The 17,623-nt window shown below is 71.6% G+C and carries 17 protein-coding genes, 2 tRNA genes and 1 pseudogene; 9 read left to right on the top strand and 11 right to left on the bottom strand.

From position 1 onward, the window contains the following. Positions 1 to 15: 15 nt before the first annotated feature. Complete coding sequence (locus AB0B97_RS15510; protein ID WP_357494076.1) at positions 16 to 957, top strand: helix-turn-helix domain-containing protein; 942 nt, start codon at positions 16 to 18, stop codon at positions 955 to 957. A gap of 87 nt (positions 958 to 1,044) precedes the next feature. Here the strand turns inward: AB0B97_RS15510 and AB0B97_RS15505 are convergent. After that, a tRNA-Lys gene (locus tag AB0B97_RS15505) sits at positions 1,045 to 1,120 on the bottom strand. A 188-nt stretch (positions 1,121 to 1,308) separates the two neighbouring features. On the opposite strand from AB0B97_RS15505, the gene AB0B97_RS15500 reads away from it, so the two are divergent. After that, positions 1,309 to 2,580 carry an Ig-like domain-containing protein gene (locus AB0B97_RS15500; protein WP_357494074.1) on the top strand — a complete coding sequence of 424 codons (1,272 nt, stop codon included), beginning with the start codon at positions 1,309 to 1,311 and terminating at the stop codon, positions 2,578 to 2,580. A gap of 251 nt (positions 2,581 to 2,831) precedes the next feature. Next, entirely contained in the window at positions 2,832 to 4,121 is a 1,290-nt protein-coding gene (locus AB0B97_RS15495) for an Ig-like domain-containing protein (protein ID WP_357494073.1), read from the top strand. Positions 4,122 to 4,213: 92 nt separating this feature from the next. Here AB0B97_RS15495 and AB0B97_RS15490 read toward each other — a convergent pair whose 3' ends face one another. Continuing rightward, on the bottom strand, positions 4,214 to 4,528 hold the full coding sequence (locus tag AB0B97_RS15490) for a hypothetical protein (RefSeq protein ID WP_357494071.1): 315 nt from the start codon (positions 4,526 to 4,528) through the stop codon (positions 4,214 to 4,216). Between the two features lie 359 nt (positions 4,529 to 4,887). On the opposite strand from AB0B97_RS15490, the gene AB0B97_RS15485 reads away from it, so the two are divergent. Beyond that, positions 4,888 to 5,661: a GntR family transcriptional regulator gene (locus AB0B97_RS15485; RefSeq protein ID WP_357494069.1), complete on the top strand. Its 774-nt coding sequence runs from the start codon at positions 4,888 to 4,890 to the stop codon at positions 5,659 to 5,661. Between the two features lie 79 nt (positions 5,662 to 5,740). Here AB0B97_RS15485 and AB0B97_RS15480 read toward each other — a convergent pair. Both AB0B97_RS15480 and orn read right to left on the bottom strand, forming a co-directional pair. Beyond that, positions 5,741 to 5,816, bottom strand: a tRNA-His gene (locus AB0B97_RS15480). Between the two features lie 108 nt (positions 5,817 to 5,924). Further along, entirely contained in the window at positions 5,925 to 6,515 is a 591-nt protein-coding gene (gene orn / locus AB0B97_RS15475; RefSeq protein WP_308195323.1) for an oligoribonuclease, read from the bottom strand. A 73-nt stretch (positions 6,516 to 6,588) separates the two neighbouring features. On the opposite strand from orn, the gene AB0B97_RS15470 reads away from it, so the two are divergent. Continuing rightward, positions 6,589 to 7,866 carry a glycosyltransferase 87 family protein gene (locus AB0B97_RS15470; RefSeq protein ID WP_357494067.1) on the top strand — a complete coding sequence of 426 codons (1,278 nt, stop codon included), beginning with the start codon at positions 6,589 to 6,591 and terminating at the stop codon, positions 7,864 to 7,866. 282 nt (positions 7,867 to 8,148) lie between these two features. Here AB0B97_RS15470 and AB0B97_RS15465 read toward each other — a convergent pair. From AB0B97_RS15465 to AB0B97_RS15455, 3 genes and pseudogenes are all read right to left on the bottom strand, one after another. Then, positions 8,149 to 8,427, bottom strand: a pseudogene (locus AB0B97_RS15465) (hypothetical protein); the annotation flags it as partial. 675 nt (positions 8,428 to 9,102) lie between these two features. After that, positions 9,103 to 9,834, bottom strand: coding sequence for a YcnI family protein (locus tag AB0B97_RS15460; RefSeq protein ID WP_357494065.1), 732 nt, complete (start codon positions 9,832 to 9,834; stop codon positions 9,103 to 9,105). Positions 9,835 to 9,851: 17 nt separating this feature from the next. Further along, a complete protein-coding gene (locus tag AB0B97_RS15455; protein WP_357494063.1) occupies positions 9,852 to 11,516 on the bottom strand; it encodes a copper resistance protein CopC in 1,665 nt (554 codons plus the stop codon). 202 nt (positions 11,517 to 11,718) lie between these two features. Between AB0B97_RS15455 and AB0B97_RS15450 the strand changes: the two genes are divergently transcribed. The 4 genes from AB0B97_RS15450 to AB0B97_RS15435 are packed head-to-tail and all read left to right on the top strand — an operon-like array spanning position 11,719 to position 14,636. Next, positions 11,719 to 12,300 carry a sigma-70 family RNA polymerase sigma factor gene (locus AB0B97_RS15450; RefSeq protein ID WP_357494061.1) on the top strand — a complete coding sequence of 194 codons (582 nt, stop codon included), beginning with the start codon at positions 11,719 to 11,721 and terminating at the stop codon, positions 12,298 to 12,300. A 32-nt stretch (positions 12,301 to 12,332) separates the two neighbouring features. Further along, positions 12,333 to 12,857: a MauE/DoxX family redox-associated membrane protein gene (locus tag AB0B97_RS15445; protein WP_357494059.1), complete on the top strand. Its 525-nt coding sequence runs from the start codon at positions 12,333 to 12,335 to the stop codon at positions 12,855 to 12,857. Beyond that, positions 12,850 to 13,566, top strand: coding sequence for a thioredoxin domain-containing protein (locus AB0B97_RS15440; protein ID WP_234581425.1), 717 nt, complete (start codon positions 12,850 to 12,852; stop codon positions 13,564 to 13,566). Before AB0B97_RS15445 ends, AB0B97_RS15440 begins: the two co-directional genes overlap by 8 nt. Next, complete coding sequence (locus AB0B97_RS15435; RefSeq protein ID WP_357494057.1) at positions 13,563 to 14,636, top strand: hypothetical protein; 1,074 nt, start codon at positions 13,563 to 13,565, stop codon at positions 14,634 to 14,636. Before AB0B97_RS15440 ends, AB0B97_RS15435 begins: the two co-directional genes overlap by 4 nt. Positions 14,637 to 14,733: 97 nt before the next feature. On the opposite strand, the gene AB0B97_RS15430 is transcribed toward AB0B97_RS15435, so the two are convergent. The 4 genes from AB0B97_RS15430 to AB0B97_RS15415 are packed head-to-tail and all read right to left on the bottom strand — an operon-like array spanning position 14,734 to position 17,437. Beyond that, on the bottom strand, positions 14,734 to 15,492 hold the full coding sequence (locus tag AB0B97_RS15430; RefSeq protein ID WP_357494055.1) for an ABC transporter ATP-binding protein: 759 nt from the start codon (positions 15,490 to 15,492) through the stop codon (positions 14,734 to 14,736). Further along, positions 15,489 to 16,259: a cobalt ECF transporter T component CbiQ gene (cbiQ, locus tag AB0B97_RS15425; RefSeq protein ID WP_357494053.1), complete on the bottom strand. Its 771-nt coding sequence runs from the start codon at positions 16,257 to 16,259 to the stop codon at positions 15,489 to 15,491. The genes AB0B97_RS15430 and cbiQ overlap by 4 nt, the downstream gene beginning before the upstream one ends. A 15-nt stretch (positions 16,260 to 16,274) precedes the next feature. Beyond that, complete coding sequence (locus AB0B97_RS15420; protein WP_357494051.1) at positions 16,275 to 16,724, bottom strand: PDGLE domain-containing protein; 450 nt, start codon at positions 16,722 to 16,724, stop codon at positions 16,275 to 16,277. Continuing rightward, on the bottom strand, positions 16,721 to 17,437 hold the full coding sequence (locus tag AB0B97_RS15415) for an energy-coupling factor ABC transporter permease (protein ID WP_357494049.1): 717 nt from the start codon (positions 17,435 to 17,437) through the stop codon (positions 16,721 to 16,723). Before AB0B97_RS15415 ends, AB0B97_RS15420 begins: the two co-directional genes overlap by 4 nt. Positions 17,438 to 17,623 lie beyond the last annotated feature (186 nt).

The raw sequence follows: 17,623 nt of genomic DNA, 5'->3' as shown, positions 1-17,623 counted from the left end.
TGGTTGAATTTCGCCATGCACACGGTGGCCGTGCTCGCCCTCGACAGCGTCGTCCCGTTCGACCTGTCCACCCCGATGGAGGTCTTTCAGCGCACCCGCCTGCCCGACGGCAGCGCCGGCTACCGCGTCCTCGTCTGCGCCGCCACGCCGACGGTCACCGCGGGCGCGTTCAGCATCGCGGTGCCGTGGGGCCTGGACGTCCTCGCCGACGCCGACACCGTGATCGTGCCGGGTGTCTCCGACCCCGGCGCCGCGACGCCTCCCGCGGTCCTCGACTCGCTGCGCGCGGCCGCCGCGAACGGCGCCCGGATCGCCTCGATCTGCGGCGGCGCGTTCACCCTCGCCGCCACCGGCCTGCTCGACGGACACCGTGCCACCACGCACTGGGTCGCCACCGACCAGCTCGCCGCTCGGCATCCGCGGGTCCGGGTCGACCCCAACGTGCTCTACGTGGACAACGGCCAGTTCCTGACCTCCGCCGGCGCCGCCGCAGGGCTCGACCTGTGCCTGCATCTGGTCCGCCGCGACCACGGCGCAGCCGTCGCCGCCGAGACGGCGAGGTTGTCCGTCATGCCGCTGGAACGCGCGGGCGGACAGGCGCAGTTCATCACGCACGAACCACCGGCCCCCGAGGGGGCGACCCTGGAACCGCTGCTGGCCTGGATGCGCGACAACTCCCGGCGTGAGCTGACCCTCGCCGACATCGCCCGCCACGCCGGGATGAGTACCCGGACGTTGAACCGGCGGTTCCGCGACCAGACCGGGACCACGCCACTGCGATGGCTGCACCGGGTCCGCGTCCACCGGGCGCAGCACCTCCTGGAGACCACCGCCCAACCCGTCGACCGGGTGGCGACGCAGGTCGGGTTCGGCTCCACCACCGCCTTTCGGGACCGCTTCAAGCGAATCACCGGCACCAGCCCGCAGGCGTACCGGCGTAGCTTTCGCGGTGGCTGACGGCGGCGCGCGGGATGGTCGAGGGTGCGTGAGAGACGAAAAAGACCCCGGCCCGGCAGAGATCTGCCACGTCGGGGTCTTGCTCGTTGGTGCGCCGCCAGGGACTCGAACCCCGAACCCGCGGATTAAGAGTCCGCTGCTCTGCCAGTTGAGCTAGCGGCGCTCGATCGGCAACGGAGAGAACATTAGCACCCCGCCAACCCGGGCTCCAATCCGGTTACCCGGCTCCCCCCTTCGGTCGAGCTTATTGGGCATATGGCCACAAACCGGCCGTCAGCCCTGGGACGGGGGCGTGGGTCGCGGCACTGATACGGCACGATGTCCGCCAGGTACGCGAGAACAGAGGTGGGGATGGCACGGTTCACGCGAGCCGGGGCGGTGGTGGGCGCTCTGACCCTGGCGGCGTCGCTGGCACTGACCGGGTGCGGCGACGAGCAGAAGAAGCCGGAATTCGTCGGCGGTACGTCGACAGACGCAAGTGCCGTACCCGAATCGGCCGCTCCGTCGACATCGGGCGCGTCGAGCGCGCCCAGCGGGCCGGCACTGACGCTGAGCCCGGCCAACGGCACGAAGAACAAGCCCGTGAGCACGGAGATCAGCGCCAAGCTCCCGGACGGCGGCAAGGTGGCCTCGGTCACCCTGACCGCGGCCGGCGGGGGCTCGGTGGAGGGCAAGCTGCGCACCGACGGCTCCGCCTGGGTGCCGTCGGCTCCCCTGAAGTACGGCACCAACTACACCGCGACGGTGACGGCCACCGGGTCCGACGGCACGACGAGCCAGGGCACCAGCACCTTCACCACGATGGCCAAGCCGAAGTCGACAATCGGGTCCGGCCTCTACCTCTTCGACGACAAGAGCTACGGGGTCGCCATGCCGGTGGTCACCGAGTTCCACCCGGGCATCCCGAAGAAGGACCGGGCCGCCGTCCAGAAGCGGATGTTCGTCAAGACCGACCCGCCGCAGCCGGGCGCCTGGCACTGGGTCGACAACGGCACCCAGGCCTACTACCGCGCACCGGAGTACTGGCAGCCGGGCACCACGATCACCGTGCGGATCGCGCTGGCCGGCGTGCCGCTGAGCAACGGCAAGTACGGCGACATCGACCGCAAGGCCACCGCCAAGATCGGCCGGTCGTTCGTGATGAAGGTCGACAACGCCACGAAGAAGATGTCGGTGTACGAGAACGGTGCGCTGTCGCGGACCATCCCGGTGAGCCTGGGCAAGAAGAGCACCCCGTCGTCGAGCGGCACGATGGTCGTGATGGAGAAGAAGGAGTCCACGGTCTTCGACACCCGCGACGATCCGGACCCGGCCAACCGCTACGTCACCGAGATCGACTTCGCGCAGCGGCTCACCTGGGGTGGCGAGTACATCCACGCCGCGCCCTGGTCGGAGCATGTGCAGGGGCGGTCCAACGTCTCGCACGGCTGCGTGAACGTGTCGATGGCGAACGCCAAGTGGCTGTTCGACAAGACGCGGATCGGTGATCCGATCACGATCAAGGGCACCGAGCGCAAGGTCGTCGCCGGCAACGGCTGGACGGCGTGGAGCCTGAGCTGGTCGGAGTTCGTGAAGGGCAGCGCTCTGCCGGTGCCCAAGGGTGGCTCCGGCCCGATGCTCTGAGGGTTCGACTCCTGCGCGCCGGCCCCTGCCGTTGGCACGGGCCGGCGCGTACCCTTGCACTGCCCGCGCCGCGACGACGGCGGCGGCGACCCTCAGTCCCGCGCAAAGACGAGCCCGAATCACGAAACGCCGGATAGTAACAAAAATCCGGCATCCTGATCGGCGTGTTCCGGTTCACCCTCGGCAACCGGGGCCGGTTCTGGCGCGTCATTAGGAGACGATGGGTCAGGGACCACGACTGTGAGGACATCATGCGAGCTAGCCAGGACCAGCTGATCCGGCCCCGTGGGCGACGCCGCGTGCTCGCGGCGGGGCTGCTCGCCGTGGCGCTGGCCTTCACCTCCGCCTGCACCGACAGCGACGGCGGCAAGCCGTCCTCGTGGCAGGGCGGCGACGAGAGCCCGGCACCCAAGGCCGCGGCCACCATCAGCGAGCCGGCGGCGGATGCCAAGGACGTGCCGGCGTCCACCGGCATTACCTTCAGCACGAAGGACGCCGAGGAGACCACTGTCGACCTCAAGGACGCGGCCGGCAAGGCGGTCGAGGGCACCCTCGCCAAGGATGGCAAGACGTGGCTTCCGAACGGGGCGCTCGAGTACGGCACCAGCTACACCGCCACGGTCACCGCCACCGGCGACGACGGCCGGCCGGCCACCGCGACCAGCAGCTTCACCACGATGGCCAAGCCCGACAAGCAGGTACGGGTGAGCAGCTTCCTCGGCGACAACCAGGTGGTCGGCGTCGGGATGCCGCTGATCGTGAAGTTCAGCCGTGCCGTGCCGGAGGACTACCGCGACGACGTCCAGCGCCGGATGACGGTGACCTCGACGCCGGCCCAGGAGGGCATCTGGCACTGGGTCAGTCCCACCGAGATCCGGTACCGGCCGAAGGAGTTCTGGAAGGCGAACACCAAGGTCTCCTACCGCGTTCAGGCCGGTGGCCTGCCGATGGGTGACGGCTACTACGGCCGCTCGGACCTCTCCGTGGACGTCAAGATCGGCTCATCGCTGATCATGACCGTGGACAACAAGACCAAGCGGATGACGGTGACCCGCAACGGCTCGGTGATCAAGACCATCCCGGTCAGCCTGGGCAAGAAGAGCACCCCCTCGTCCAGCGGGACGATGGTCGTGATCGAGAAACTGCGCAAGACCGTGTTCGACACGATGGAGGAGCTGGGCCCCGAGGAGGGCTACCGCACCAAGATTGACTTCGCGCAGCGACTCACCTGGGGTGGCGAGTTCATCCACGCGGCCCCCTGGTCCGAGGGGCAGCAGGGCAGCGTCAACGTCTCGCACGGCTGCGTGAACGTGTCGATGGCCAACGGTGACTGGCTGTTCAGGAACACCCAGATCGGCGACCCGATCACGGTCAAGGGCACCGAGCGCAAGCTCCAGAACGGCAACGGCTGGACCGACTGGAACATGAGCTGGGACGAGTACGTCAAGGGCAGCGCCCTGCCGTACGAGCCGCCGGCCGACCCGGACGCCACGTCGACCCCGGACGGCGCCGGCACCCCGTCCGCCACGCCGACCGCCTGAGCCCCACGCACCATCGACTCGTCTTACAGGAATCCGGGGTGTCCCCGCTGACGGGACACCCCGGATTCCTGTAAGTCCACCGTCAGGTGTCATCAGCGATTCCAACCGACGACCCGGTCGTACAGCTCGCCCGGGTCGTCGTCGGGCCGCTCCCGGCTGGCGACGTAGTACAGCGCACCGACGTGCATGGAAAGCCCAATACGGTCGCGGCCGTACAGCTCGAACAGGCGGACCTGTGCGGGCGGGCAAGGCCAGGACGTGCCCGGCGCACAACTCTGGCACTCCCACTCGGGGCGGCGCGGCACGTGCTCGTCGGCGAGCCGTGCCTCAAGCACGGTCAGTTCACGGATCGCCCGCTGGTGGTGCGCCTCCACCCCAGCCCGGGCGGTGGTCGGTTCTTCCATCATGGCGTCGGCCCGTCGGCCAAATGCTCGGCCCGCCGACGGGCCGCCAGGTCGAGTAGGCGCTGATGCGCGGCCAGCCGGTCCGCGGCTTGCCAGGCCCGGCCGGCCGTGGGGTCGCAGCGGGGCCACTGCCGAGCGATTCGTTTGATCATGTGCCACATCGACATCCCTTCCCGGTGGGTGGCCGCATAGGCAAGGTGCTGCGGCAACACGTCGTCTGGGACTCCCCGCTACCGGCAGCGATGGTTGCTGACCGGAGCCGTCCGATAGCAGGGAGCTATTCGGAACCTAGTGCACTAGGTTCGCCCGAACAAGCCCGCCGCGCAAACTTGGCACGCCAGGTTGCCTGTGATCGACTGGTCGTGCTGACCGGAGGTTGTATTCCCATGGCTAAGACGCCTGCCTATCTGGCGATCGCCGCTGAGTTACGCGCCGAGATCCAGTCCGGCGCGTTGGCGGCGGGTGCCAAGTTGCCCAGCGAGACCAAGCTCATGACCCGGTTCGGCGTAAGCCGCACCGTCGCGAAGTGGGCGATCAGCGTGCTCAAGGGTGAAGGTCTCGTCGAGGGCCGGGCAGGCTCCGGCGTCTACGTCCAGGCCACTCGACGGCTGGTGCGGCGTGCACCCGGCCGCGACGTCCGCAGCAGTTCCGGATCGACGTCGCCGTTCGCCCGGGACGCGGCCCGCGCCGGCCAGCAGGCCACCTGGGAGCACGAGAGCCGCCACGAGCAGGCCGATGAGCGGATCGCGGTGCGCCTCGGCGTCGAGCCGGGCACTCCCGTCATGCGGACGGCATATCGGTTCTTGTCCGACGGCGAGCCGGTCCAACTCTCGACGTCGTACGAGCCGCTGAGCATCACGGGCGGAACACCGGTCGAGTGGCCCGAGGGCGGCACGGCCGTCGGCGTGGTCGCCCGAATGGACGCGATCGGCGTGCGCGTCGACGAGTTCGAAGAGCGAATCAGTAGTCGGCCTGCGCTGGACGCGGAGGCGGACGCGCTGCGTCTGCCTGGTAGGCCGGCGGACGTGTACGAGATCGATCGGACGTACTTCGCCGGGGGCACGCCGGTCGAGACGGCGACTATCGTGCTGCCGCGCGGGCGATACGAGCTGATCTACCGGATACCGGTGGACTGATTTTCCCTACCAGTCCCCTATGACGGCTCAGGCCCCCTCCGAAGAGGGGGCCTGAGCCGCAGTGGAAGAGATCCACTAGTGGGGTGACTGATGGGAATTGAACCCACGACAACCGGGACCACAACCCGGTGCTCTGCCAACTGAGCTACAGCCACCACGCCTCCGACGCCCGGTCGATCGCCCCGGGCGGGGTGCGGACCAATAATAGCCACACCACCGCTCACGGCGTCCAGCGGGTTCCCCGCCGACCGCGCGGCCCCGCTCTAGAGCTCGGCGGCGATGCCCTTGGCGGTCTCGACGTCCGGGCCGGGAAGCGGAACGAAGATGGTGCGCCGGTAGTACTCCAGCTCCCGGATGCTCTCGCGGATGTCGGCGAGCGCCCGGTGCGCCAGGCCCTTCTGCGGCTGACCGAAGTACACCCGGGGGTACCAGCGGCGGCAGAGTTCCTTGATCGACGACACGTCGATCATGCGGTAGTGCAGGTGCGCGTCGAGGCGGGGCATGTCCCGGGCGATGAAGCCACGGTCGGTGGCGATCGAGTTGCCGCACAGTGGCGCGGTGCGCGGGTCCTTGACGAAGGTGCTGACGTACTCCAGCACCCGGTCCTCGGCCTCGGCCAGGGTGACCGCCGAGCGGCGGACCTCCTCGGTGAGGCCGGACTTGGCGTGCATGGTCTGGACGATCTCCGGCATCGCCTCCAACGCGGCCTCGTCGGCGTGGATCACCACGTCGACACCATCACCCAGCACGTTGAGGTCGGGGTCGGTGACCAGTGCCGCGACCTCGATCAGCTTGTCACTGCCAAGGTCCAACCCGGTCATCTCACAGTCGATCCAGACGAGGAGATCAGCCACCGGGACAGCCTACGCGCAGCCCACGCCCCACGGCTGCGCGCTCTCGGCCGGACGGACCGCTAGGGTTTCTCAAGTGCCAGTCAAACCCGTCGCACCGCCCGCCGTCACCGACGACGATCCCGGCGGCCGTACGGTCCGTCGGCTGGTCGCGATCGTGGCGCTGATCGCCGTGCTGCCGGCGCTCTACCTGCCCGGCCTGGTGCACAACTTCTTCGACCTGAAGATCTACATGTCGGCGATGGACTGGTGGACGGCCGGCCACCCGCTCTACGACTACGTCCAGCCGGACCGGGTGCAGGGTGAGCTGTACTTCACGTACCCGCCGTTCAGCGCGCTGCTGCTGTGGCCGTTCGGGCTGATCCGGCTCGGCGCCACCGTGGTGATCTTCACGGTGCTCACTCTGGTGGCCGTGGTGGTGACCACCCGGTGGCTGGTGACGCCGGTGATCGCCCGGCACCACCTGCCGCGAACGTTCACCCTGACCGTGGCCGTCCTGCTGGTGCTGGCGGTGGAGAGCACCCGGGAGACGATCACGTTCGGGCAGATCAACATGCTGCTGGTCGTGCTGATCCTGGCCGACCTGCTGTTCGCCGTACCGCAGGCGCGGCGCTGGGCGGGGGTCGGCGTGGGGCTGGCGACGGCGCTCAAGCTCTTCCCGGGCATCTTCATCGTGTACCTGCTGGCCACCCGACGGTGGCGGGCCGCTGCGGTGGCGAGCGCGACGGCGGCGGCGGCGACGCTGCTCGCGGCGGCGGTCGCGCCCGGGGACTCGTGGCGGTTCTGGACGCAGGAGCTGTGGGACAACGACCGGGTGGGTCGCACCGACTACACCGGCAACCAGTCGCTCTTCGGGCTGCTCAGCCGGTTCACCGCGCCGGAGAAGCCGGACCGGTTGCTGTGGCTCCTGGTGGTCGCCGTGGTGGCCGGTTATGGCCTGTGGCGGGCGGCCCGCGCCGCGCGTGCCGGTGACGCGCTGACCGGCCTGACCCTGACCGGCCTGGTCGGCGCTCTGGTCAGCCCGATCACCTGGACCCACCACATCTACTGGTTCGTGCCGGCGGTGGTGGTGCTCGCCGACGCGGCGTTGAGCGCGAACCGGCCGGAGGAGTTCCGTCGACGGCGGTGGCTCGCCGGGCTCGCCGTGGGCACCGCCGCGTTGATCATTTACGGCGTGGTGTCGTTCCACGACTGGGGGGTGGCGCCGGTCCGCACCGACGACCCGGTGGACTTCGTGGCGCGCAACGGCTATGTGCTGCTCAGCCTGCTGCTGCTGGTGGTCCTGCCGGTCCGCGTGGCCCGCCCGGTCCGGACCGTGGAAAAGTCGCACCAAATGGACACAACTCCCCAGTAGCGACCATCGGCGCTAATCTGGACTCACCTATCTCAAGCGTCGCTCGGGTAGCACCGATCCCCCGGTGAGAGTGGCCCTCCGCGTCGGCAGCGCGGAGGGCCACTCGCCGCTTCAGTCCGTCGGCATCGGCCGTGCCGTGGGTTCGGCGCCGGCGGGCGGCCACGCCAGGCTCAACGCCACCTCCGGCGGGCGGGGCAGCCGGGCCGGCACGTCCAGGTCGGCGAGGGTGACCGGCCGGGTCGGTTCGGCGCCGGACGCCGACCGGGGCCACCCGGCCGCGCCGGAGCCGACCGGGGCGAGCTGTCGCACCGCCGGCAACGGCGGGGCCGCACCGGAATTCCGGGAACTCAGGCCGCTGAGCGACGTGACCCCGAGCCGGCCGGCGAGCACCGGCACCTGGTCCGGTTCGACAACGAAGACCACCTCGCGCGGACGCGGCGGACGCAGCAGGAGCAGCACCGCGCACGCCACCAGCAGCACCCCCACCGCCAGCAGACCCCAGGTGACCGGACCGACCCAACCCGCGCTCAGTTCGGCGCGCAGATCCAGGCTCAGGTCGGCGCGGCCGTCCGGGCGCATCACCACCAGGCTCATCGACTCGCCGCTCAGCTCGTCGGCGCTCCACTGGAGGGTGCCGACACCCTCGCGTACCCAGAACGGGCGACCGAGCGGGGTGACTGCCGCACCGGCGGGCGGAGCCGCCGCAGGGACCGCCGGGTCCGTGCGGACCGGCAGCGGACCTCGGGCCAACGCCACCCGGCGGACCGAGGCGTACGGCACCGACTCCAGCCACCGACGCACCTCGGCGGTGGGCGCCAGCCCCACGAAGGCCGGGCCGTCGGGGGTACGGGCGTCGAGCCGGAGGCGGGTCTGCGCGGCGCGCGTGAAGGGCGCCTCCCGCCGCAGCAACCGGTCGAGGTCGGTGACCACTACCGCGTGGCCGGGGGTGCGGACCGTCTCGAACCGGGCGGTGAAGGTCCCACCGGGGTCGGCGTGCCGGGTGACGAGCCACAGCCCGCCGCCGGCGAACAGCGCCGGAATCCCGATGACCAACAGCAGCATTCCGGTGATCACCCGCACGAACCGCATTCGCAGCGTCCCCCTCCGTAGCCAGATACCCGGCCGACCTTACCGACGTAGACCGGCTGATCAGGGGATATCGACGGCACGGCCGGCTTCGGTCGGCGAAAGCACGCTGGCCCGCCGGAATCCGGCGGGCCAGCGGTGAGCGACGGGTCAGGACTTCGCGACCGGGCTCCGGCGGGTCCGGGCGAACGCGAGACCGCCGAGCACCAGGCCGGCCAGGCCGGCGACGAGGCCGGCGATGCCGAGGCCGATCGCGGTGCCGTCGCTCTCGTCATCGTCGTCGTCGGCCGCGGCGACCGCCGTAGCGGCCGGGGCAGCCGACGCCGACGGCCCCGCGGCGGTGAGGGTGAGCACCGGAGCGGGCTTCTCCGGCTCCTCGCCGCCCGGCTGCGGCTCGTCGATCCAGCGCGAGATGTTGCCGTCGGAGTACGTCTGGAGGGTCTTGAAGACCATCGACTCGACCTTCGGCAGCGGCCCCATGGAGACGCCGAACTCCTGGAACTGGCCCGGCTTGACCGCCGCGTCACCGGTAGCCGTCCAGGTGATCTTGGAGACCGCCTCGGTGAGCTGGCTGCCGTGCACGTCGATCGGCGGGTCCACCTTGCGCTTCTCCGTCGTCACCGTCCAACCCGGCACCGGGATGGTCGACACCGAGCCGATCGGCGCGTTCTCCGGCAGCACGACCTCCAGCTTGGTGGTCGACGCGGTGTCACTCTCGTTGGGCACCCGGAACGCCACCCGGGCGTAGCCGCCCTGGGTCGCCTCCTTCGGGTTCACCGTGACGTGGGCGGACGCCGGCCCGGCGAAGCCGAGCACGGCGGTGGCGACGGCGGTGAACGCCAGGGCGGCAGCGGCGGTTGCGGTACGCCGGAGACGGATCATGGGCTTGGGAAACCTCTCTAACGGATCGGCACGGTGGCGGTCACCGTGGCCTGGTCGATGTCGGACGTACGAACGGTGATCTTCAACTGCCAGTCGCCGGCGGCCGGCAGGCTGATGTCGCCGTAGGAGTGGTTGTCGGTAAGCGGCAGCAGCGGCAGCTCGATCGGCTCGATCCCGGCCGAGGGCAGCGCGGCGGTCGCCCGCCACTCCGCCACCGGCTGCGGCTGGTTGTCCTTGGTGTACGCGTACAGGTGCACCGAGTTGTTGCCCCGCTCGGCCGGGTCCAGCTCGACCTGGAGGGTGAACAGCGAGCTGGTCAGCGTGGTGGAGAAGAGCCCGGCCTGGGTGCCGGACGGCCCGGCCACGGCGGTGCGGGCGGGCGTGGTCTGCACCAGCGTCGCCGACAGCCCCAGCACCACCACGGTGACGGCCAACTCCACCAGGACCGCCCGGCGCACCGGCGTCGGTCGCTGGGCCGCCGTGCGTCGACGGACCAACTGCCGGGAGTACGCGGCCACGGCGATCACGATCGCGAACAGCCCGATCTTGGCGAGCAGCAGACGCCCGTACGTGGTGGTGAACAGGGCGTCCGGGGTGGCCACCTCGATCAGCGCCTGGACGGTGCCCGCCAGCAGCAGGGCCGACACGGCGAGCGCCGCCCAGCGTGACCAGATCGGCAGGATCGCGCCCAACTCCCGCTCGTCGGCCTGGCGCAGCAGGAAGACGGCGAGCATCAGCAGGCCGCCCAGCCAGACCGCCATGCTGCCCAGGTGCACCGCGTCGACCACCACGGAGACCGCCGGCGCCGGGGAGGCCGCCGGGTGCCCGGCCAGCGGCCAGGTCAGCAGGGCCGCCCCGCCGAGCACGGCCAGGATGATCGCGTCGGCCCGGCCGGCCGGGCGGGCCAGCAGCGGCCGCAGCAGGAACGCCGAGGCCGCCAGCAGGCCGAGCCGGACCAGGTGGGCGGCGCCGAAGGCACTGCCGAACACGCTGCCGAACCCCTCGCCGGTCACCTCGAAGAGGCCGCCACCGGCGGTGTAGGGCACCTGCAACCACAGGTCGGCCAGGGTGGCCACGGCCACCAGGGAGAGACCGACCCAGGCCAGCCGGGTGGGACCCCGGCGGGAGAGCCGGCGCGGCCACAGCGCGGCGAGCACCAGCGCCGGCCCGACCAGCAGCACCAGACCGGCGTAGCCGAGGAAGCGGGCCACCTTCACGGCGTTCTCCACCACCGGGTCGGCGCGGCTGTCGTTGCCGGAATCGACAGGCGGCGCCGACGGGGCGCCCACCGAGTAGGTGAACGCGCCGGAGACCGGGTGGCTGTCGGCGGAGATCACCCGGAAGGTCACCAGGTAGGTGCCGCGCTGACCGGCCGGGTCCACCGGGATGGTGACGACGCCGCCCTCGAAGGACGGCTCGCCCCGGTCGGCCCGGGCGCCGTCCGGCGCGATGACCCGGATCTTGTCGGGCACCTTGCGGACCGACTCGCTGAACGTGAGCACCACCTCGGCCGGCCCGCTCGACACCACCGACGAGGCGGCCGGGCTGCTGCTCGACAGCACCGCGTGGGCGCTGGCCGGGGTGGCGGGCGCGATCAACAGGGCGACGACGGTGACCAGGAGGCCGGCGGCGGCGGCCAGCCGGGCGATCCAGCGGCGGGGTGCGACAGTCATGCCGGCCATGGTCGCCGACGGACCTGGATGTCGGCGACCCGAGGCGGGGGATCGGCTCACCTGTGGCCAGCCGCCAGCGCCGCGCACGAGAGGTCGCGTGTCATGAGCAGGTAGTCGGCTGGCGGCGGGGAAAAGTTCCCGACGTGGCGCAGACCATCCAAGGGCCGAAGGACCCTGACGTCACACCCGGCGGCGCGTAACCTGGTTTGTCGTGATCCCCGTCCCGCGTGACTCCGGTGCCGCCGGTGCGACAGGTGACGTCGCCCGGGACCCGGCGACCGAGTCGGCCCTGAGCGCGCGCGACGGCGACCCCGCAGCCCAGGCCGTGTTCGTCCGGCTGACCCAGGCCGAGGTGTGGCGCTTCGCGGCCGCTCTGGTGGGCCCGGACAGCGCCGACGACCTCACCCAGGAGACCTACCTGCGGGCGTTTCGGGCCCTGCCGGCGTTCGAGGGCCGGTCCAGTGTCCGCACGTGGCTGCTCGGCATCGCCCGGCGGGCCTGCGCCGACCATCTGCGGACGGTGATCCGGCGTCGCCGTCTCGACGAGCGGCTGGCCGCGAACGCGTACACCGACCGGCCGCATCCCGACCCGGCCGGGCAGCTCGGCGCCGCCGACCTCGTGCGCCGGCTGAGCCCCGAGCGACGTGCGGCGTTCGTGCTCACCCAACTGCTCGGCCTGTCGTACGCCGAGGCCGCCGACGTCGAGGGGGTGCCGGTGGGCACCATCCGCTCCCGGGTCGCCCGGGCCCGCGACGAGCTGGTCGAGGCCGTCGGCGACGCCCTTACCGGTTGAGTCCGGAACTTCCGGCGCAGACGGGACGACAAATGAACGTGACCGCACCCCCCATCCGGGCCGGCCGTTGGGCGGCCGTCCGCCCCTGGCTCAGCACGGCCGCCCGCCTCGGCCTCGCCGCCGTGTGGTTGGTCGCCGGGGCGTCGAAGGTCGGTGACCTGGCCGCCTCCGGCAGGGCCGTGAACGCCTACCAGGTGCTGCCGTACGACGTGGCGACAGTGGTCGGCGCCGCGCTGCCGTTCGTCGAGCTGGCCCTGGGCGTGCTGCTGCTGCTCGGGCTGGCCACCCGGCTCAGCGCGGGTATCTCCGTCGCGCTGCTGCTGGTCTTCATCGCGGGGATCTCCTCGGCCTGGACGCGTGGCCTGGCCATCGACTGCGGCTGCTTCGGCAGCGGCGGGCAGCTCGCCGAGGGACAGGCCCCGAGTTACCTCCCGGAGATCCTGCGGGACCTGGGATTCTTGGTGCTGGCCGGATTTCTGGTGATCTGGCCGCGTACGCCCGTCTCGGTGGACGGGTGGCTGTCCGCCGAACCGGCCGTGGAGGACGAGGATGAGTAGTCGCAAGGGGCAGCGGGACGCGGCTCGGGTCGTCCGCGAGCAACTGGCCCGCGAACGACGCCGCCGCCGCACGCTCTGGGTCTCCGCCGCCGCCGTCGCGGTGCTGGTCATCGCCGGCCTGATCGGCTGGAGCGTCTGGTCCAGCCAGCGCTCGGACGACTTCACCACCCCGCCCGGCGCCAACGAGCCCGGCACCGGCATCGTCGTCGGCGGCGGGCCGGTCACCGTCGACGTCTACGAGGACTTCCTCTGCCCGGTCTGCAAGCAGTTCGAGCAGAGCACCGGAGCGACGCTGGAGCAGCTCGTGTCCGAGAACAAGGCGAAGGTGGTCTACCACCCGGTCGCGTTCCTCAACCGCTTCTCCACCACCGAGTACTCCACGCGCTCCTCGGCCGCCTCCGGCTGCGCGGCGGCCGGCGGCAAGTTCCACGAGTACGCCAAGGCGCTCTTCGCCAAGCAGCCGCCCGAGGGCAGCGCCGGGCTCAGCGACGACGAGCTGATCGACATCGGCGTCGGCGTGGGACTGGACCGTGGCTCATTCGGCGGCTGCGTGTCCGATGGCACGTACAAGACGTGGACCGAGCACGTCACCGAGGAGGCCAGCCGCAGCGACGTCACCGGCACGCCCACCGTCCTGGTCAACGGTCAGCCACTCGCCGACCGCAGCCCGCAGGGCCTCACCGCTGCCGTGGCGGCGGCCGGCAAGTGATCCGTACCCTGCTGGCGCGCGCCACAGTGATCGCCGCCACCGCCTGCGCGGCGACAGTGCTCACCGCGGCGCCCGCCGCCGCGCACGGCGCGGACGCCCCGGACGGCTCCGACTACCGCACCCGCGTCACCGGCGTCACGCCGGCCCGGCCCGGCCTGACGGTACGGGTGATCGAGGCGGGTGCCCGACTGGAGCTGACCAACCGCACGGGCCGGGCCATCGAGGTGATCGGCTACTCCGGCGAGCCGTACCTGCGGGTCGGTCCGGACGGCGTGTACGAGAACAGCCGGTCCCCCGCCACCTACCTCAACCGCACCCTCGCCGGGGACACGGCGCTGCCGGCCGACGCCGACCCGGCCGCTCCGCCGTCCTGGCGACGCGTCGACGACGGGGTCAGCGTGCGCTGGCACGACCAGAGGGCCCTGTGGCAGGAGTCGGCACCACCGGACGTGGCACGCGCCGCGCCCGAGCGTGAGCACCGGGTCCGGGACTGGACGATCCCGCTGCGCGACGGCGCCGACCCCGCGCAGATAGCCGGCACGCTGGACTGGGTGCCACCGCCGGACGCGTACACCTGGTGGGCGGTGACCATCGTCGGCCTGCTCGCGGTGGGCGCGCTCGGCCTGCTCGCCGCCGCCTCCACGGCCGGCGCCCGGGCGCTGTCCGCGGTGGGCGCGCTGCTGGTCGTCGGCGGCGCGGTCGCCGTGCTCTACCCCGTGGGGCGGGAGCTGGACGCTGGCGCCCAGGGCGTCGGCGGGGTCCTCGCCGGGCTGCTGGGCGGTCAGGTCTGGGCGCTGCTCACCGGTCTGGGCGCGCTCGCCGCCGGTGCCTACGCGCTGGCCCGCCGCCCGGCGGCCGACTTCGTGGTGGCGCTGGCCGGCGCCTGCCTGGCCCTCTTCGCGGGCGCGGCGAACGCCGCGGTGTTCGCCCGGTCGGTCGCCCCGGTGCCGTGGTCACCCGAGGTCGCCCGCGCCATGGTGGCCGCAGTCCTGATCACCGGTGTCGGCGCGACAGCAGCCGGAGTCCTACGCCTGCACGCCACCTCCCGAGCCACGGTCCCGACCCGCTGACCTCCCCGCGATCTTGCACTTTGTGTCGGAGTTCTGCGGCTTTCGCGACAAAGGCCGGGACAGCAAGTGCAAGATCGCCGAGAGCGGCGGCAGGGGGCTACGGGCGTGGGGTGAAGCCGTAGGGGAGTTCCAGGCGGTGGCTCGCCAGCAGGGGCTCGTTGCTCAGGAGGTCGTGGGTGGGTGCGTCGGCGACGATCCGGCCGGCGTCCAGGATCACCGAGCGTTCGCACAGCTCCGCCGCGTACGGCAGGTCGTGCGTGACCATCAGCAGGGTCACCGGCAGGCCACGCAGGATCTCGGCCAGCTCACGCCGGGCCGCCGGGTCCAAGTTCGACGAGGGCTCGTCAAGCACCAGGATCTCCGGGTGCATGGCCAGCACGGTGGCCACCGCCACCCGTCGGCGCTGCCCGAACGAGAGGTGCTGCGGTGCCCGGGCCCGATGCTCGCTCATCCCGACGGCGGCCAGCGCCTCGTCCACCCGGGCGGCCAGCTCCGCGCCACGCAGGCCCAGGTTGGCCGGCCCGAACGCCACATCCTCCGCCACCGTGGGCAGAAAGAGCTGGTCGTCCGGGTCCTGGAAGACGATGCCCACCCGGCGACGCACCTCGGCCAGGGTCGCCCGGTCCGGCGTGACAGTCAGCCCACCGACGCTCACGCTGCCCTCGGTCGGGGTGAGGATGCCGTTGAGGTGCAGCACCAGCGTCGTCTTACCGGCGCCGTTGGGCCCGAGCAGCGCCACCCGGTCACCGCGCGGCACCGTCAGGTCCACCCCGTGCAGGGCCACGTGACCGTCCGGGTACGCGTACCGGACGCCACGAACGTCCAGCGAGAGGGCGGTCTGCACGACACCGATCATGTCAGCACGACGGCGGTCGCGGCGATGGAGGCCGCCACCACCGGCACGGTCGCCGCGACCAGCCACTGACCTGCGGTCGCCGCGCCGTCGCCCTGCCACACCGCGGGCATCCGCCCCGTGTAGCCCCGCGACAGCATCGCCAGGTAGACCCGCTCGCCGCGCTCGAAGGCGCGCAGGAACAGCGCCCCGATGCCGGCGGCGAAGCCGCGCAGCTGCCACAGGAAGCGGGGGTCGTCACCCCGCGAGATCCGCGCCACCCGCATCCGCCGCGCCTCGCCGACCAGCACGTCGAGATAGCGCAGCATGAACGTGGCGATCTGGGTGAGCACCTGCGGGCAGTGCAGCCGGTCCAACCCGACGATCAGGTCCCGGGTGGTGGTGGTCGCCGCGAGCAACAGCGAGGCGAGGACACCGAGAGTGCCCTTGGCCAGGATGTTCCACGCCCCGTGCAGGCCGTCCTCGGACAGCCGCAGCCCCAGCACCTCGACCCGCTCGCCGGCGCCGAGGAACGGCAGCGCCACCGCGAACAGCACGAACGGCAGCTCGATCAGCGCGCGACTGAGCAGCCAGCGCGGCCCCACCCGGGCCAGCGCCGCCACCCCGGCCACCAGCAGGGCGTACGCGCCGAAGGCCCAGAACGCCTCGCGCGGGGTGGCCACCACGGCGATCGTGAAGACCACCATCGCCACGATCTTGACCTCGGGCGGGAGCCGGTGCACCGGCGAGGTCGACTCGCGGTACAACACGTGCCCGTGACCGGCACCCATCCGCGTACCTCCTGCTCAGCCGGCCGTGCCGGTGCGGTGCCCGGCATCACTGGCGGTGACCGCGTCGCCGGTCGCGTCGGTAGTGGTCGACGCGTCGCGGGTGGCCGGGCCGTCGCCGGTGGTGGACGTGGTGCCTCGCCGCCGCAGCAGCCAGAAGCCGCCGACGCCGATCGCGAAGGTCACCAGCACCCCGAACACCCCGGAGAGACCTGTCGAGACGAAGCTGTTCTCGATGCCCCGCACGCCGTAGTCGGCGAGCGGGCTGTCCCCCAGCTCGTGCTCGCGGGCCTGCTGCGCCGGGCAGCTGCCACCGACGATGTTGTCGTCGGCGTCGACGGTGCAGCCCTTGAGCAGGGAGGAGTCCAGGCCGTCCGGGTGCGACGAGGCGTAGTTGCTCACGACACCGGCGAGCAGCAGGGCGACCAGCAGACCGCCGGCCAGGAACGCCCAGGAACGGTTCTTCATCGGACACCTCCGGAAACCGGGACGACGGGGGTGGCGGGGGTGGGCAGCGCGCGCAGCGCGTACACCAGGTCGGGGCGCACCTTCGCGACGGTGAGCACTGTGGTCGCGGTGATCAGGCCCTCGCCGATGCCGATCAGTAGGTGTACGCCGGCCATCGTGCCGGCCAGGCCGGCGAGGTTGCCGCCCAGGTCGGTGGTGCCGCCCAGCCAGTACTCGACGACGAAGCCCTGGGACGCGACCACCACGCTGACCAGCGCCGCGACGAACGCGGTGACGGCCAGGCCGGCCCGCGTGCGGGGCAGCACCCGCAACAGCACGGCGATCAGCAGGTACGCCGCGGCGGTGCCGAGCAGCGCCATGTTGGTGATGTTCAGGCCGAGCATCGCCACACCGCCGTCGCCGAAGATCAGCGCCTGCACGACGAGCACCACTGCCACGCACAGCGCGCCGACCCACGGCCCGACCAGCATCGCGGCGAGCGCGCCACCGAGCAGGTGACCGCTCACACCGGCCGTGAAGATCGGAAAGTTGAGCATCTGGACGGCGAAGATGAACGCCGCGACCAGGCCGGCCATCGGGGCGAGCCGGTCGTCCAGGTCCCGCCGGCCGCGCAGGACGCATCCGGTGAGCGCGGCGAGCGCCAGGGCCGCGAAGACCGCCGCGACGGGGCCGTCGATGATCCCGTTCGAGATGTGCATCGCCAGTGTTTCCACGCGACCTCCCACGCGTCAGCGGACCCGACCGGGACCGGCCGGGTCAGCCTATTTCCTAGGAGTTGTTGTTGCCAGACTCTGGCAACAACGGATGGTCTTGATCACCTTTGGCGGGCCCCGACGTCGCGCGCCGGCCGCTTCCCGTTCGCTTTGGCCGGCTCCGAGATCTTGGACAGTTTCCGTCAG

The sequence above is a fragment of the Micromonospora sp. NPDC049004 genome (genome assembly GCF_040649315.1).
Classification (GTDB): Bacteria; Actinomycetota; Actinomycetes; order Mycobacteriales; family Micromonosporaceae; genus Micromonospora.
The sequence above is the reverse complement of the archived record's forward strand: the minus strand, read 5'-3'. Positions and strand labels throughout refer to the sequence as shown.

Excerpts from the sequence above, each read along its gene's own strand:
- AB0B97_RS15495 (WP_357494073.1), top strand. The coding sequence starts at position 2,832 with ATGCGAGCTAGCCAGGACCAGCTGATCCGGCCCCGTGGGCGACGCCGC.
- AB0B97_RS15455 (WP_357494063.1), bottom strand. The coding sequence starts at position 11,516 with ATGGCCGGCATGACTGTCGCACCCCGCCGCTGGATCGCCCGGCTGGCC.
- cbiQ (WP_357494053.1), bottom strand. The coding sequence starts at position 16,259 with ATGGGTGCCGGTCACGGGCACGTGTTGTACCGCGAGTCGACCTCGCCG.
- AB0B97_RS15510 (WP_357494076.1), top strand. The coding sequence starts at position 16 with ATGCACACGGTGGCCGTGCTCGCCCTCGACAGCGTCGTCCCGTTCGAC.
- AB0B97_RS15430 (WP_357494055.1), bottom strand. The coding sequence starts at position 15,492 with ATGATCGGTGTCGTGCAGACCGCCCTCTCGCTGGACGTTCGTGGCGTC.
- AB0B97_RS15420 (WP_357494051.1), bottom strand. The coding sequence starts at position 16,724 with ATGAAGAACCGTTCCTGGGCGTTCCTGGCCGGCGGTCTGCTGGTCGCC.
- AB0B97_RS15460 (WP_357494065.1), bottom strand. The coding sequence starts at position 9,834 with ATGATCCGTCTCCGGCGTACCGCAACCGCCGCTGCCGCCCTGGCGTTC.
- AB0B97_RS15445 (WP_357494059.1), top strand. The coding sequence starts at position 12,333 with ATGAACGTGACCGCACCCCCCATCCGGGCCGGCCGTTGGGCGGCCGTC.
- AB0B97_RS15490 (WP_357494071.1), bottom strand. The coding sequence starts at position 4,528 with ATGATGGAAGAACCGACCACCGCCCGGGCTGGGGTGGAGGCGCACCAC.
- AB0B97_RS15440 (WP_234581425.1), top strand. The coding sequence starts at position 12,850 with ATGAGTAGTCGCAAGGGGCAGCGGGACGCGGCTCGGGTCGTCCGCGAG.
- AB0B97_RS15500 (WP_357494074.1), top strand. The coding sequence starts at position 1,309 with ATGGCACGGTTCACGCGAGCCGGGGCGGTGGTGGGCGCTCTGACCCTG.